General features: G+C 69.8%; 11 protein-coding genes. 8 read left to right on the top strand and 3 right to left on the bottom strand.

The features are described 5' to 3' along the window. The first annotated feature begins 46 nt into the window (after positions 1 to 46). On the top strand, positions 47 to 529 hold the full coding sequence (locus GTZ93_RS24060; protein WP_257979513.1) for a hypothetical protein: 483 nt from the start codon (positions 47 to 49) through the stop codon (positions 527 to 529). Between the two features lie 63 nt (positions 530 to 592). Beyond that, the gene (gene acs / locus GTZ93_RS24055; RefSeq protein ID WP_139923294.1) at positions 593 to 2,545 is read left to right on the top strand and encodes an acetate--CoA ligase; all 1,953 of its coding nucleotides are present in this window, start codon (positions 593 to 595) and stop codon (positions 2,543 to 2,545) included. Between the two features lie 28 nt (positions 2,546 to 2,573). Here the strand turns inward: acs and GTZ93_RS24050 are convergent, their stop codons facing one another. Beyond that, positions 2,574 to 2,729, bottom strand: a complete 156-nt coding sequence (locus GTZ93_RS24050; protein ID WP_158620742.1) for a hypothetical protein — start codon at positions 2,727 to 2,729, stop codon at positions 2,574 to 2,576. 236 nt (positions 2,730 to 2,965) lie between these two features. Between GTZ93_RS24050 and GTZ93_RS24045 the strand changes: the two genes are divergently transcribed. The 4 genes from GTZ93_RS24045 (at position 2,966) to dusA (ending at position 7,487) form a co-directional block, all read left to right on the top strand. Then, positions 2,966 to 4,681 carry a dipeptidase gene (locus GTZ93_RS24045; RefSeq protein WP_121754853.1) on the top strand — a complete coding sequence of 572 codons (1,716 nt, stop codon included), beginning with the start codon at positions 2,966 to 2,968 and terminating at the stop codon, positions 4,679 to 4,681. A 138-nt stretch (positions 4,682 to 4,819) separates the two neighbouring features. Beyond that, positions 4,820 to 5,791 carry a squalene/phytoene synthase family protein gene (locus tag GTZ93_RS24040; protein WP_139923834.1) on the top strand — a complete coding sequence of 324 codons (972 nt, stop codon included), beginning with the start codon at positions 4,820 to 4,822 and terminating at the stop codon, positions 5,789 to 5,791. An 84-nt stretch (positions 5,792 to 5,875) separates the two neighbouring features. Further along, a complete protein-coding gene (locus GTZ93_RS24035) occupies positions 5,876 to 6,406 on the top strand; it encodes a hypothetical protein (protein ID WP_120578777.1) in 531 nt (176 codons plus the stop codon). 79 nt (positions 6,407 to 6,485) lie between these two features. Beyond that, complete coding sequence (gene dusA, locus GTZ93_RS24030; protein WP_120578776.1) at positions 6,486 to 7,487, top strand: tRNA dihydrouridine(20/20a) synthase DusA; 1,002 nt, start codon at positions 6,486 to 6,488, stop codon at positions 7,485 to 7,487. A 1-nt stretch (position 7,488) separates the two neighbouring features. Here the strand turns inward: dusA and GTZ93_RS24025 are convergent, their stop codons facing one another. Beyond that, entirely contained in the window at positions 7,489 to 8,556 is a 1,068-nt protein-coding gene (locus tag GTZ93_RS24025; protein ID WP_161663015.1) for a ribonuclease T2 family protein, read from the bottom strand. Between the two features lie 165 nt (positions 8,557 to 8,721). Between GTZ93_RS24025 and GTZ93_RS24020 the strand changes: the two genes are divergently transcribed. Further along, positions 8,722 to 9,114 carry a cupin domain-containing protein gene (locus GTZ93_RS24020; RefSeq protein WP_120576628.1) on the top strand — a complete coding sequence of 131 codons (393 nt, stop codon included), beginning with the start codon at positions 8,722 to 8,724 and terminating at the stop codon, positions 9,112 to 9,114. A gap of 11 nt (positions 9,115 to 9,125) precedes the next feature. On the opposite strand, the gene GTZ93_RS24015 is transcribed toward GTZ93_RS24020, so the two are convergent. Beyond that, positions 9,126 to 10,913 (bottom strand): hydroxysqualene dehydroxylase, encoded by a 1,788-nt coding sequence (locus GTZ93_RS24015; protein ID WP_139915677.1) that lies wholly within the window; start codon positions 10,911 to 10,913, stop codon positions 9,126 to 9,128. A 454-nt stretch (positions 10,914 to 11,367) separates the two neighbouring features. Here GTZ93_RS24015 and GTZ93_RS24010 point away from each other — a divergent pair, with 454 nt between their 5' ends. Next, positions 11,368 to 13,080: a chemotaxis protein CheA gene (locus GTZ93_RS24010; RefSeq protein WP_167548367.1), complete on the top strand. Its 1,713-nt coding sequence runs from the start codon at positions 11,368 to 11,370 to the stop codon at positions 13,078 to 13,080. Positions 13,081 to 13,108 lie beyond the last annotated feature (28 nt).

Here is a 13,108-nt window from a genome sequence, read left to right as displayed (position 1 = left end):
GGCGAGCGCCCGTTCCGGATGCCTCCCGTGGGCGATGGTGCGTGCCGTGTCTACCCTGCGACGCCTCAGCCTCACCGCCCTCCTGGCCTCCACCCTGGCGGGCTGCCTGCCCTACAGCCAGAACGAGGGTGTGTACGAGCTCATCCCCACGGAGACGCTGCGCGACGACTGCGGCCTCCTGGAGCAGTTCCAGGGCAACCTCCAGTTGAATCTTCAAATCGCCGGACGCGTGGTGCGCGCGGACTTCGGCGTGCAGAACATGCAGCTGCTCGGCTACGTCCTGGAGGACGGCGAGGCGTTCACCGCCGACGGCAGCGTGGCCAACGTCAGCACCACCGTCGACGGGACGAATGAGTGCCTGCTCGACCAGGTCCGCGTGCACCTGGACGCGACCACCGTGTGCGCCACGAAGTTCAGCGGGCAGATGCGGCTGGCCTACGACGCCAACAACAACACGGACTGCACCTGCGAGATGTGGATCCGCTTCGACGGCGTTCAGGGGAACACCCGCTGCGAAGGGAACCCTTGAGATAGCGAGGAGGGCTTCCTACAACATGGGGGCTGTTCCCACGCTCCAGCTGGAGGAACGCCCATGGCAGACCCGCAGGAAATCGTCTCGGTCCTGACCGAGTCCCGCGTCTTCCCCCCGCCCGAGGACTTCTCCCGGCGGGCCCACATCCGCGACATGCAGGACTATCAGCGGCTGTGGGACGAAGCCGCGAAGGATCCGGACAAGTACTGGGGCGACCGCGCCCGCGAGGAGCTCTACTGGAAGGAACCCTTCCAGACGGTGCTGGACTGGAAGCCGCCCCACGCGCGCTGGTTCGTCGAGGGGAAGACCAACCTCGCCTACAACTGTCTGGACCGGCACCTGCCGAAGCTCAAGGACAAGCCCGCCATCCTCTTCGAGGGCGAGCCGGGCGACCGCCGCACCCTCACCTACGGAGAGCTGTCCCAGCAGGTGAACCGGCTGGCCAACGGGCTCAAGTCGCTGGGCGTGAAGAAGGGCGACCGCGTGGGCATCTACCTGCCCATGGTGCCGGAGGCCGCCGTCGCGATGCTGGCGTGCGCGCGGCTGGGCGCGGTGCACTCGGTGGTGTTCGGCGGCTTCTCCGCGGAAGCGCTCCAGGACCGCATGAAGGACGCGGGCGCCAAGGTGCTGCTCACCGCGGACGGCGGCTGGCGCAAGGGCGCGGTGGTGCCACTGATGAAGAACGTGGAGGCCGCGCTCCCGAACGCCCCCAGCATCGAGAAGGTCATCGTCCTCACCCGCACCGGTGACGGCAAGCTGCCCGAAGGTCCGAAGTTCCTGGCCTGGGACGCGCTGGTGAAGGGCCAGTCCGACGTCTGCGAGCCGGAGTGGGTGGAGAGTGAACACCCGCTGTTCATCCTCTACACGTCCGGCTCCACCGGGAAGCCCAAGGGCGTGCTGCACACCACGGCCGGCTACGCGATGAACGCGTCGCTCACCACGCGCTGGGTGTTCGACCTGCGCGATGACGACGTCTACTGGTGCACCGCGGACGTGGGCTGGGTGACGGGCCACACGTACGTCGTCTACGGCCCGCTGATGAACGGCGTCACCACCATCATCTACGAGGGTGCGCCCACGCAGCCGGGCCCGGACCGCTTCTGGGACATCATCGAGCGCTACAAGGCCACCATCCTCTACACCGCGCCCACCGCCATCCGCGCCTTCATGCGCCTGGGCGACGAGCCGGTGAAGAAGCACGACCTGACCTCGCTGCGCCTCTTGGGCAGCGTGGGCGAGCCCATCAACCCCGAGGCGTGGATGTGGTACCGCGACGTCATCGGCGGGGGGCGCTGCCCGGTCGTGGACACGTGGTGGCAGACGGAGACGGGCAGCATCATGGTTTCACCGCTGCCCGGCGCCACGCCCACCAAGCCCGGCTCCGCCACGTTCCCGCTGCCCGGCATCCACGCGGAGATTCTCGACCGCGACGGCAAGCGCGTGCCCAAGGGGCAGGGGGGGCTGCTCTTCGTGACGAAGCCCTGGCCGTCCATGCTGCGCACCGTGTACGGGGACCCGGAGCGGTACGTGAACACGTACTTCAGCGAGCTGCCCGGCATGTACTTCACCGGCGACGGCGCGCGCACGGACGCGGACGGCTACGTGTGGCTGATGGGGCGCGTGGACGACGTGGTGAACGTGGCGGGCCACCGCCTGGGCACCGCGGAGGTGGAGAGCGCGCTCGTGGCGCACCCGAAGGTGTCCGAGGCCGCCGTGGTGGGCCGCCCGGATGACCTGAAGGGCACGGCGCTCGTCGCCTTCGTGACGCTCAAGCAGGGCAACGCGCCTTCGGAAGCGCTCAAGAAGGAGCTGGCCGTGCACGTGGGCAAGGAGATTGGCGCCATCGCGCGGCCGGATGTCATCCGCTTCGCGGAAGGGCTGCCCAAGACGCGCTCCGGGAAGATCATGCGCCGGCTGCTGCGCGACGTGGCCGCGGGCAAGCAGTCCTCGCAGGACACCACCACGCTGGAGGACCTCAACGTGCTGGCGGCGCTGCGCCAGAACGACGAGTAGCCGCCAGGTACCGCAATCCGGCCGTCCCCTAGGCGTCCTTCGCGCCCTTTTGGGGGCGGCCGTGCTTGTCCTTCACCTGCTCGCGGTCCGCCTTGCTCCACCAGATGCGGGAGCTCCACAGGGCAGGGCCGAGCACGACCGTGAGGACGAAGAACACCACCAGGCCCACCACGATCTCCGCCACGGTTTCCTCCAGAGGGAGCCCTGGGGTTCGGAACGCCCCGGGCAGGAAAAGGCAACCCTAGCGTCCCCTCACGACGGGTGCCATCCAACGTGGGGGCCGGGAAGTAGCGCGAGGCTCAACGGCCATCGGCTTCTCGCATGGCGTCATGCGGCAGGGCTGCCGGGGCCCGGGCGCTCGGGTGCCGGGCAACCTGTCTGGGCGGGCAGCGGGCGGCGGTCCTGCTAGATTGCGCCGCCATGAACCGATTTCCTTCGACCCTCTTCACCGCGCTGCCGCTGACGGCGGTGCTCGTCGCCCCCGTTGTCGCGGACGCCTGCACCAGCATGCTGGTGACGAAGGGCGCCACGACGGACGGCTCCACGTTCATCACCTACGCGGCGGACGCGCACGAGCTGTACGGCGAGCTGTACTACACGCCCGCCCGCCGCCACGCGGCCGGCTCCATGCGCGACGTCATGGAGTGGGACACCGGCAAGTTCCTGGGCCGCATCAAGCAGCCGGCCGCCACCTATTCGGTGGTGGGCAACATGAACGAGCACCAGCTGTCCATCAGCGAGTCCACCTTCACGGGCCGCAAGGAGCTGGAGGGGCCCTCGGGCATCATCGACTACGGCTCGCTCATCTACATCGCGCTGGAGCGCTCGAAGACGGCGCGTGAAGCCATCCAGGTGATGACGGACCTGGTCGCCGAGTACGGCTACGCGTCCACCGGAGAGACGTTCTCCATCGCCGACCCCAAGGAGGCGTGGCTCCTGGAGATGATTGGCAAGGGCGAGGGGCAGAAGGGCGCGGTGTGGGTGGCCCGCAAGCTGCCGGACGGCTACATCTCCGCGCACGCCAACCAGTCGCGCATCCGTCAGTTCCCGCTCAACGACAGCGCCACCACGCTGTACTCGCCGGACGTCATCTCCTTCGCGCGCGCGAAGGGCTGGTACACGGGCGCGGACAAGGACTTCAGCTTCGCGGACACGTACCACCCGCTGGACTTCGGCGGGCAGCGCTTCAGCGAGGCGCGCGTGTGGAGCATCTTCCGCCGCGCGGCCCCGTCCCAGAAGCTGGGCGTGGAGTTCGCGGACGGCGCGGACACCACGAAGCGGCTGCCCCTGTGGGTGAAGCCGGACAAGAAGGTGTCCGTGCAGGACGCCATGGCGCTCATGCGCGACCACTTCGAGGGCACGCCGCTGGACATGTCCAAGGACGTGGGCGCGGGGCCCTACGCGGTGCCCTACCGCTGGCGCCCCATGACGTGGGACGTGGACGGCAAGAGCTACGTGCACGAGCGCGCCATCTCCACGCAGCAGACGGGCTTCTCCTTCGTCGCGCAGATGCGCTCGACGCTGCCGGACGCCATTGGCGGGGTGCTCTGGTTCGGCGTGGATGACACCTTCACCACCGTCTACACGCCCATGTACGCGGGCATCCGGCAGGTGCCGAAGAACTTCTCCCAGGGCGTGGCCAGCCGCGGCGAGTTCTCCTGGGACTCGTCCTTCTGGGTCTTCAACTGGGTGTCGAACCAGGCCTACGGGCGCTGGAGCGACATGATCGTCGACGTGCAGAAGGCGCAGGGGGACCTGGAGGGCCAGTTCCTGGCGGACCAGGCCAACATCGAGAGCATCGCGCAGGTGCTCTACAAGCGGACGCCGGAGCAGGCCCGCCAGTACCTCACCGAGTACTCCCTGCAGCAGGGCGACAAGGTGCACGCGCGCTGGCGCAAGCTGGGTGAGCAGCTGCTCGTGAAGTACATCGACGGCAACGTGCGCGACAACACGGGCAAGGTGGGCCACCCGCGCTACCCGGACGCGTGGTACCGCCGCATCGCGGCTGACAACGGCAAGATCCTGGAGTCGCACGAGAAGCCGGAGCCGAAGCCCGCCGCCCCCGCCGCGCCGGCCCAGCCCGCTGCTCCCGCGCAGCCCGCGGCCCCGAAGCCCACGGTTGCTCCGGCGCCCTGAAGCACCGGTAAAACCCGGGCGCGCGGTGTCCGTCCTGGCCCCGCGCGCCGGGCTCGCACGTTCTCGCGTGTGTCGGTGGATGGCTTGTGGCAGTGAGGGCGCGGGCGGCAGGCACGCCCGTGCCCGGAGGACGGTTCCTTGAGTGACGCCCCCACCGCGACGGCCCTTCCGTTCCGGGATGACGAACTGGCGGACTTCCTCGTGCGGACCAGCCGCACGTTCGCGCTCGCCATCCCGCTGCTCGACGAGCCGCTGCGCCGCGAGGTGGGCCTGGGCTACCTGCTGTTGCGCGTCGCGGACACGCTGGAGGACGCCGCTCCCTGGACGCGCGACGAGCGGCGGGAGTCGCTGGCCGCCTTCGAAGCCCTGCTCCAGGAGAAGCCGGGCACGGACGCCGGGGCGTTGTCGCGCGAGTGGCTGTCGCGCCCTCCCAGCGAGAACGCGGGCTACCTGGACCTGCTCGCGCGCACGCCCACACTGCTGGCGAGCCTGGACGCGCTGCGCCCGGAGGCCGGCGCCATCCTGCGCCACTTCGTGCTGAAGACGGTGCAGGGCATGGGACAGGTGCTGGCCGGTGCGTCCGAGGACGGGCTGTTGAAGCTCGGGTCGCTCCAGTCCCTGCGTGACTATTGCTACATCGTGGCGGGACTGGTGGGGGAGCTGCTCACGGAGCTGTTCGTCCTGGATCCGCGCCTCGCGCTGTACGCGCCGAACCTGCGCTCGCTGGCCCCGCTGTTCGGAGAGGGGCTCCAGCTGGTCAACATCCTCAAGGACGCGCGCCAGGACCGGAAGGAGGGCCGCGTGTGGCTTCCGGACGGCGTGCAGCTCCAGGACGTGGAGCAGCTCGCGGGCCAGGACCTGATCGCCGCGGCGCGCTACGTGCGCTCGCTGTTCCTGGCGGGAGCGCCCCGGGACATGCTCGCCTTCACCACGCTGCCGCTGCTCCTGGCCCAGGCCACCCTGGAGCTGCTGGTGCGCGACGGCGCGGGCGCCAAGGTGTCGCGCGCGGTGGTGACCGCCCAGATGATGACCCTCCACGCCGCGCTCGAACGGGGCACGCTCCCCGAAGCCGTGGAGGCGCTCGCCGGGCCCATGCCGGGCGGCCCCTGAAAAGCGTTGACCGGGAAGCAACTCCAGGGCGTCCGCGCCGGATAATTCCGGTGCAGGTGTTCCCCCTCTGGAGTCGTGTCCCTCATGAACTGCGCCCGCTCCACACCGGCGGTCATCGTCTACTTCCCCGCGCGTTCGGAGAGCTCGCCTCCGCGGGTGCAGCGCCGGGCGGTCCAGGTGGAGCGGCGGGGTGGGGGGCTGCCGTTCGCCGCCACGCGTCAACGCGGCCTGTGGACATTCCAGACGTCGGCGGGGCCGGAGCGGTGGCTGCCCGGGCGGGTGCGCGGCAAGGACCGGATGCAGGCGTTCCTGGTGGACGTGCTGGGCTTCGGCGCGGTCATCCAGACGTATGACGTGTCGGCGGACACGCGCAGCGACTCGCTCCCCGGGCACCCGGACTTCGCGAAGAACTTCGACCTGTTCCTGCACCACTACGCGGGCGCGCTGCTCAAGCAGGCGGCTCCGGAGGTGGCCTTCGCCCGCGCGCTGGGGCAGGTGGTGATGCTCAACGGCCAGCAGTGGGCCGGGCTGGGCTTCACCCTGACGGACGCCGGCCAGCGGCTGGTGGACGCATGGCTCGCGGAGCAGGGCGTGGTGCTCGGCCCTACCGCGTGAGCCCGGTCGTCCGCCTGCTTCCAGAGGGAGCCTCGGGAGACCCTGGGCGGACGGCGGGAGTCCGGATATGGGTAGGGCGATGACTGCCCTGGCCTACCCCATGCCGCTGTGTGTCGCGCCGATGATGGACTGGACAGACCGGCACTGCCGGTACTTCTTCCGGCTCATCTCCCGTCACACGCTGCTCTACACGGAGATGGTGACCACGGGCGCGGTGCTGCATGGCAAGCGCGACCGCCTGCTGGGCTTCACGCCCGCCGAGCACCCGGTGGCCCTCCAGCTGGGCGGCTCGGAGCCCGCGGACCTGGCCGCCTCCGCGCGCATTGGCGAGGAGTGGGGCTACGACGAGATCAACCTCAACGTGGGCTGCCCCAGCGACCGCGTGCAGTCCGGCCGCTTCGGCGCGTGCCTCATGGCGGAGCCGGACCTCGTCGCGCGTGGTGTCGCCGCCATGCGCGAAGCCGTGCGCATCCCCGTGACGGTGAAGTCGCGCATCGCCATCGACGACCTGGAGGAGTGGTCCACGCTGGAGGACTTCGTGAAGCGCGTCTCCGCCGCGGGCTGCACGCGCTTCATCGTGCACGCGCGCAAGGCGTGGCTGCAGGGCCTGTCTCCCAAGGAGAACCGGGACGTGCCGCCCCTGCGCTACGACCTGGTGCACCGGCTCAAGGCCGAGTACCCGCACCTGGACATCAGCCTCAACGGCGGCATCAAGACGCTGGACGCGGCGGCGGAGCACCTGGGCCGCGTGGACGGCGTGATGATGGGCCGCGCGCCCTACGAATCCCCGTACCTGCTGGCGGACGCGGACCGGCGCTTCTTCGGGAGCACGCAGGCGCCCCTCACGCGGCACGAGGTGGTGGACGCGATGCTGCCGTACATCGAAACGCAGATGAGCCAGGGGGCGCCGCTGGGCGCCATCACCCGGCACATGCTGGGCCTCTTCCAGGGCCTGCCCGGCGCGCGAGCCTGGCGCCGGCACCTGAGCGAGAACGCCCACAAGGACGGTGCGAGCCCGGAGGTGGTGCGCACCGCCGCCGCGAAGGTGCCGCGCGACGCCGACCTCCAGGCCGTGGCCTGATTCAGCGCTTGGGCACGGTGGTGCAGCACCCGGAGCGCGCGCAGCGGACCCAGCCCTGGTTCTGGCAGAGCTGATCATTCGTGCACGCGGGGCCCTGGCCCGGCTGTCCGCAGGTGGAGGACGGGCCGCCTCCGCCCCCGCCGCTGTCGAAGGGCACCGCGGCCTGGATCTTCACCATGGGGCAGCGGGGCTGTGAGCCATTGCCCACGCAGTTGTTGGAGGCGCCGCTGGTGACGTTCGTCGGGCACGTCATGGGCGCCGAGGGGCGCAGTTGATCATCCACGGAGAAGCAGACGCCGATTTCCAGGAGGTTGCATTTCGGGTCGCAAGAGAAGGCGACGCTGTCGCGCTGTCCGAACGCGGCGCGCAGGTTCTCCAGCGCCACGCTCCCGCCGACGTTGTCCGTGAGCGCGGCCGGAGTTCCCTGGTCGCCCGGCAATGACAGCAGCGCGTCGATGGTGCTCTGGAAGTAGGTCCGGGCGTCCATTCCCGTGCAGCTGCCGTGCTTGGGCCACTCGTGGTTCGCGAGGAAGTAGTTGTCCGTGATGAAGCCCGGCCCGTAGGTGCCCATGGCGTGTGGAATCGTGGCGGGGTCGGGGAAGCACTTCGAAGGGGCATTGCTGCCCTGGCATTCGCAGAGCCCGCCGCAGAATGCCGGATAGGTGCAGTTGAGCTCTCGCGCCTCCTCGTCGTTGAACTGGGGCCACAGTCCGTGGATCGTGAGGTGCGTCGCGCCGAAGGTGCCTTCCAGGTGCTCGCACTCCTCCTTGTCCGGATGGGTCCGGCAGAAGGTGGGGGCCCACGTCAGCGCGAGCAGGTACGTGCCGAAGCGCGGCGTGGCGCACGCGCCCCCGTCCTGCGCGCTGGCATCACGCTTGAAACAGTTGCAGGCGGTGGCCTGGGGCCGGCCGAACTCGAACTCGATGGCTTCCGGCTTCGCCAGGTGGAGCGGCCGGGCGGTGGCCGTGGGCGGCGTGGGTGGGGGCGCGGGAGGCGGCTCGTGATGCGAGCGGCATCCCTGCGCGATGACCAGACATGCCCACAGGGCAAGGCGCGACGTTGGGCGCATGGCTTGATTCCCTCGGGACCGGATTGCGGCACGAAGGTACGGAGGTGGGGACGGGCGCTACACCCCGTGCTCCGGTCCACCGCCCGCGTCCGCGCCCGAACCCTTTCCACCGGCGCGCGGAGCCCCCAGCTTTCCCGGGACCCATTCACCGGGAGGGATTGCACCATGGGACGCGCCATCATCAAGAAGGCCAACGAGGCGGACGAGCGCCGGCCCTTCGTGTCGCACGGAGAGGCCATCGTCCTGAACATGGGAGCGCTCAGCATTGGCCGTGGCTACTTCGAACCCGGCTGGCGCTGGTCGGAGCACGTGAAACCCATCGCGGGCACGGAGTCCTGCGAAGTCGTCCACACCCTCAGCATCCTGTCCGGGCGGATGCACGTCGTGATGAATGACGGTCAGGAGCTGGACCTGGAGCCGGGCGACGTCGCCTTCATCCCGTCAGGCCATGACGCCTGGGTCGTGGGCGATGAGCCCTGCCGCGTCGTCGACTTCACCGGCGCGGAGGACTACGCGAAGGCCAGCAAGGAGGAGCAGGAACAGCCCGCGCTCCAGTAGTCAGCCAAGGCTCAATCGATGCCCAGCCGCTCCAGCAGCGCGTCCACCATGCTGGAGACGCGGAACTGATCCAACCAGTCATCCACGTCGGTGAGGCCCGTGAGCGCCGCGAACCGGCGCAGCACGTCCGAGGCCTGGACCGCGGTGCGCAGGCCCAGCAGTTCGAACAGGTGCGGGCGCCCGCGTTGATAAAGCGCCGCGTCCAGGCGCTTCCACGGCTCCACCCACGCCGGCTCCTCCAGGGGCCAGATGAGCGCGCGGCGGGACTGGGACTGCGTCCGGTCAAGGATGGCATTGACCGCACGGCGGCCCGCCTCGCACGCCCCTTCCATGGAGGCCAGGTCCGTGTGCGTGCGGACGTAGTCCCCCGCGAGACAGAGATTGGGAATGGCGCTCGCGGCCTCCGGACGCACCTCCCAGGAGCCGGGCGGATGGACGAGCAGGCCGGACGAGTTACGCGGCGGCAGCCCGCCGCCGTAGTCCAGGTCCGCGTCCAGGTGGAAGGAGTGCAGGAGCTCGTCGGTCAGCACCTGCTCGTCCGGATCCAGCCCGTTGAGCGCCGCCTTGAGCTGTCCCCAGACCTCCGTCTTTATCTCCTCCGGCGTGCAGTCCTTCGCGCGCTTCGGAACGAAGGTGCCGGGCGTGTTCCAATCCGAGACATCGATGGACAGCAGCCCGCCCACCTGCCCATCCCCGAACACGCGCCGGAACAGCCCCAGCTCGCGCCAGAACTGCGGCTGCGAGATGGACGTCAGCGCCCACGGGGAGTCCGGATAGAAGGTGTGGCCGCGGACCAGCGGCACGTCCTCGTAGAGGAAGAACTGGATGCCCACCATCCAGGACACCAGCTGCTCCACGTCCGCCGCGCGCAACCGCGCCAGCGCCGGGTCCATCGCGGCCAGCTCCGGGGTCATCAGCGCATGCGCCGCCTCCAGCGGCACCGCGAGCACGTAGTGGTCGGCCGTGCGGGACTCGCCGTTGGCGAAGCGGACCCCGGCGATGCGCCCGCCCGCGACGTCGAGCCCGGTGCATGGGACGCCCGCGTGGAATTGCACGCCCAGTCCGCGCAGGTGGGCAAGCCAGGGCTCGAGCCACATCTGGCTCGTGGGGCCGCCCATCGTCCGGTCGTTGTTCACCCCGCTCTGGGCGAAGTCGAGGATGAGCTGCATGGAGATGGCGCCAATCGTCCGCGCGGACCCGCGCTGCGGATCCATGGCCACCATCGTGCGCGGCACGGCCCGCAGCTGCCGCTGGAACTTCGGCGAGTACAGGTCCCCCTGCGCGAAGTCCCACCAGGACATCCGCTCGTACTGGCCGAACCGGCGGGCCTCACTGGATGAGAGGAATTGGAGGATCTTGAGGCTGTAGAGGCTGCTGTCGGCCTTGTCGAAGTCCAATTTCTGGAAGAACAGCTCCAGCGCCTCCAGGACGTCATAAGGCTTGTCCAGCTTGCGGCGGGAGAAGCGGTACCACGTGTCCTCGTCGATGAGCGCGATGGCGCTCTCCGTGGTGGCCTTGAGGTGCTGCTCCACGGAGGGCGTGGCCGCGCCGGGGACGGCGGGCGTGCGCTGCATCATGTCGATGACGTGGCGGTAGAAGCGTGGGTAGAAGCGGAAGCCGTGCTCGCCCGGCAGGTCGCGCCGCCCGTTCGTCCCCGTGCCCGCCACCGGCTGCGAGCGGGCCTTGCCGCCCCAGGTCGTCCGCGTGTCGAAGACCTGGACCTCGAAGCCGCGCTCCACCAGCTCGTGCGCGACCGTCAGTCCCGCGACGCCCCCTCCCACCACGATGACGCTGGGCATGAAGCACCTCCGGCTGCTCGGCGTGCGCTCAAGCCAGCGTCGCGTATGCCCAGGGGAGTCCGCATCACCCCGGAGTGCGAGTGAGATGTCTTGGACGAACGTACGAGACGCAGTGTGTTGGATGTGGATGGGATTGAAACAAGTAACTCACGACAGGTGAGATACGCTCTCGTCGTGGAGCCTCGCTCAGCCAACCTGTGACGTCCTGCTCTGTCCCGGGCCTTGTTTTCCCGTGGATTCCAACGCTGCGTGAAATCACTGGTGAGGTTGTTTCTTTGTGTTCATTTCGCTACTGTTCAGTTCTTGATTCATTCCTCGCCTGGGGGACGGCCCACCTTCATGGCAATGCCTTGCATCCTGAGGAAGGGGGGCGCGCGTCCGTGTTCTTGAGAATCCCTCCACCCATCCCGCTACGTGTGCCGGTCTCCCTTCGCCCCTGGGGCGGAAGGTGACGATGGGCCCGGGGGACATCCCGTCAGAGACCGCCGCGGAATGGCAGAAGGTGCTGGCCGTCTTCGCGGACGAGGCGGAGGGGCTGGTCTCCTCCATGGAAGAGAACCTCATCGCGCTGGAGGTCTCTCCGGCGGAGGGGCTGCTCCCGGGCATCCTGCGCGGTGCGCACACGCTCAAGGGCGCGGCGGCGTCGCTCGGCTTCCAGGCCGTCACGGACTACACGCACGGCGTCGAGGACCTCCTCCAGGCCCTGCTCGACGGGCGCCTCACGCTGGATGAGACGCGGGTGTCGTTGCTGCTGGGCGCGGTGGATCACCTCCGCGAGCTGTGCCAGGCGTCGCTCGCGGGAGTGGACTCGCTGGGCGCGGTGCACCAGACCCACCTCACCCTGCTGCGCGAGGGCATCGTCGCGGGGGCTCCCACGGAGGCGCTGCCGATTCCCGCCGCGCTGCCGCGCCTGCCGGAGGTGCGTGGCACGACGCGGACCCGCGTGCGCATGGACATGGAGCGCCTGGACCGCATCGTCACGCTCACCGCGGAGCTGTCCGTGGCGCGCGGGCGGATGGCGCAGTTCCTGTCGCGCGCGGAGGAGTCCGGGGCCAGCTGGGAGGACGCGCTCAACCAGCAGCGGGAGATGGATCCGCTCTTCGAGGCGCTCCAGGAAGAGGTGATGAAGGTGCGGATGGTCCCGGTGGGGCCGCTGTTCCGTCAGCACCTGCGCACCGTGCGCGACCTGGCCCGCTCCCAGCAGAAGCTGGCCCAGCTGGAGCTGGAGGGCGAGGACGCCACGCTGGACACCGCGGTGCTGGACGCGCTGCGCGACCCGCTGCTCCACCTGCTGCGCAACTCGCTGGACCACGGCATCGAGACGCCGGACGAGCGGCGCGCCGCGGGCAAGGACCCCCGGGGCCGCCTGCGGCTCAAGGCCTACCATGACGCTGGCAGCGTCGTGGTGGAGCTGTCCGACGACGGCCGCGGCATCCAGCGCGAACGGGTGCGCGAGCGCGCGAAGCAGAAGGGGCTGGTGGCGGCGCCCGAGCGGCTGCGCGACGACGAGCTGCTGCGCCTCATCTTCGAGCCCGGCTTCTCCACGGCCACCGAGGTGACGGAGCTGTCCGGCCGCGGCGTGGGCATGGACGTGGTGCGCCGGGACATCGAGGCCCTGCGCGGCTCCGTGTCCATCCAGAGCCAGGAGGGGCAGGGCACCACCTTGACGCTGCGGCTGCCGCTCACGCTCGCCGTCATCCAGGGCTTCGCCATGGGCGTGGGAGACCAGGTGTACGTGGTCCCCATCGAGGGCGTGCAGGAGTGCATGGAGGTCCCCGCCAACGAGCGCACCTTGGAGTCGTCCGGTGTGCTGTCCCTGCGAGGCCAGCCGCTGCCGTTCCTGCGGCTGCGCCAGGTGTTCTCCCTGGGCGGGAGCACGCCGGCCCGGGAGAACGTGGTCGTCCTCAGGCATCCGGACGGCGTCATCGGCCTGGCGGTGGATGAGCTCCAGGGCGAGGGTCAGCGGGTCATCCGCCCCCTGGGGCGCCTCTTCCAGGGCATCCCCGGCATCTCCGGCTCCACCATCCTGGGCGACGGCCGGGTGGGGCTGCTGCTGGACACGCCCGCGCTGGTGCGCCGGGCCATCCTCCACGCCTCCGAGGCCGCGCTCAGTCCTCCCTCCCCCCTGGCAACCCCTTCTCCCGCGAACGCCACCCGGGCGCCGTAGCGGTCAGTCTTCTGTTTCTGGAGTCATC

Source organism: Corallococcus exiguus, from assembly GCF_009909105.1.
Lineage (GTDB): Bacteria > Myxococcota > Myxococcia > Myxococcales > Myxococcaceae > Corallococcus > Corallococcus exiguus.
This window is presented reverse-complemented; position numbering and strand designations above follow the sequence as displayed.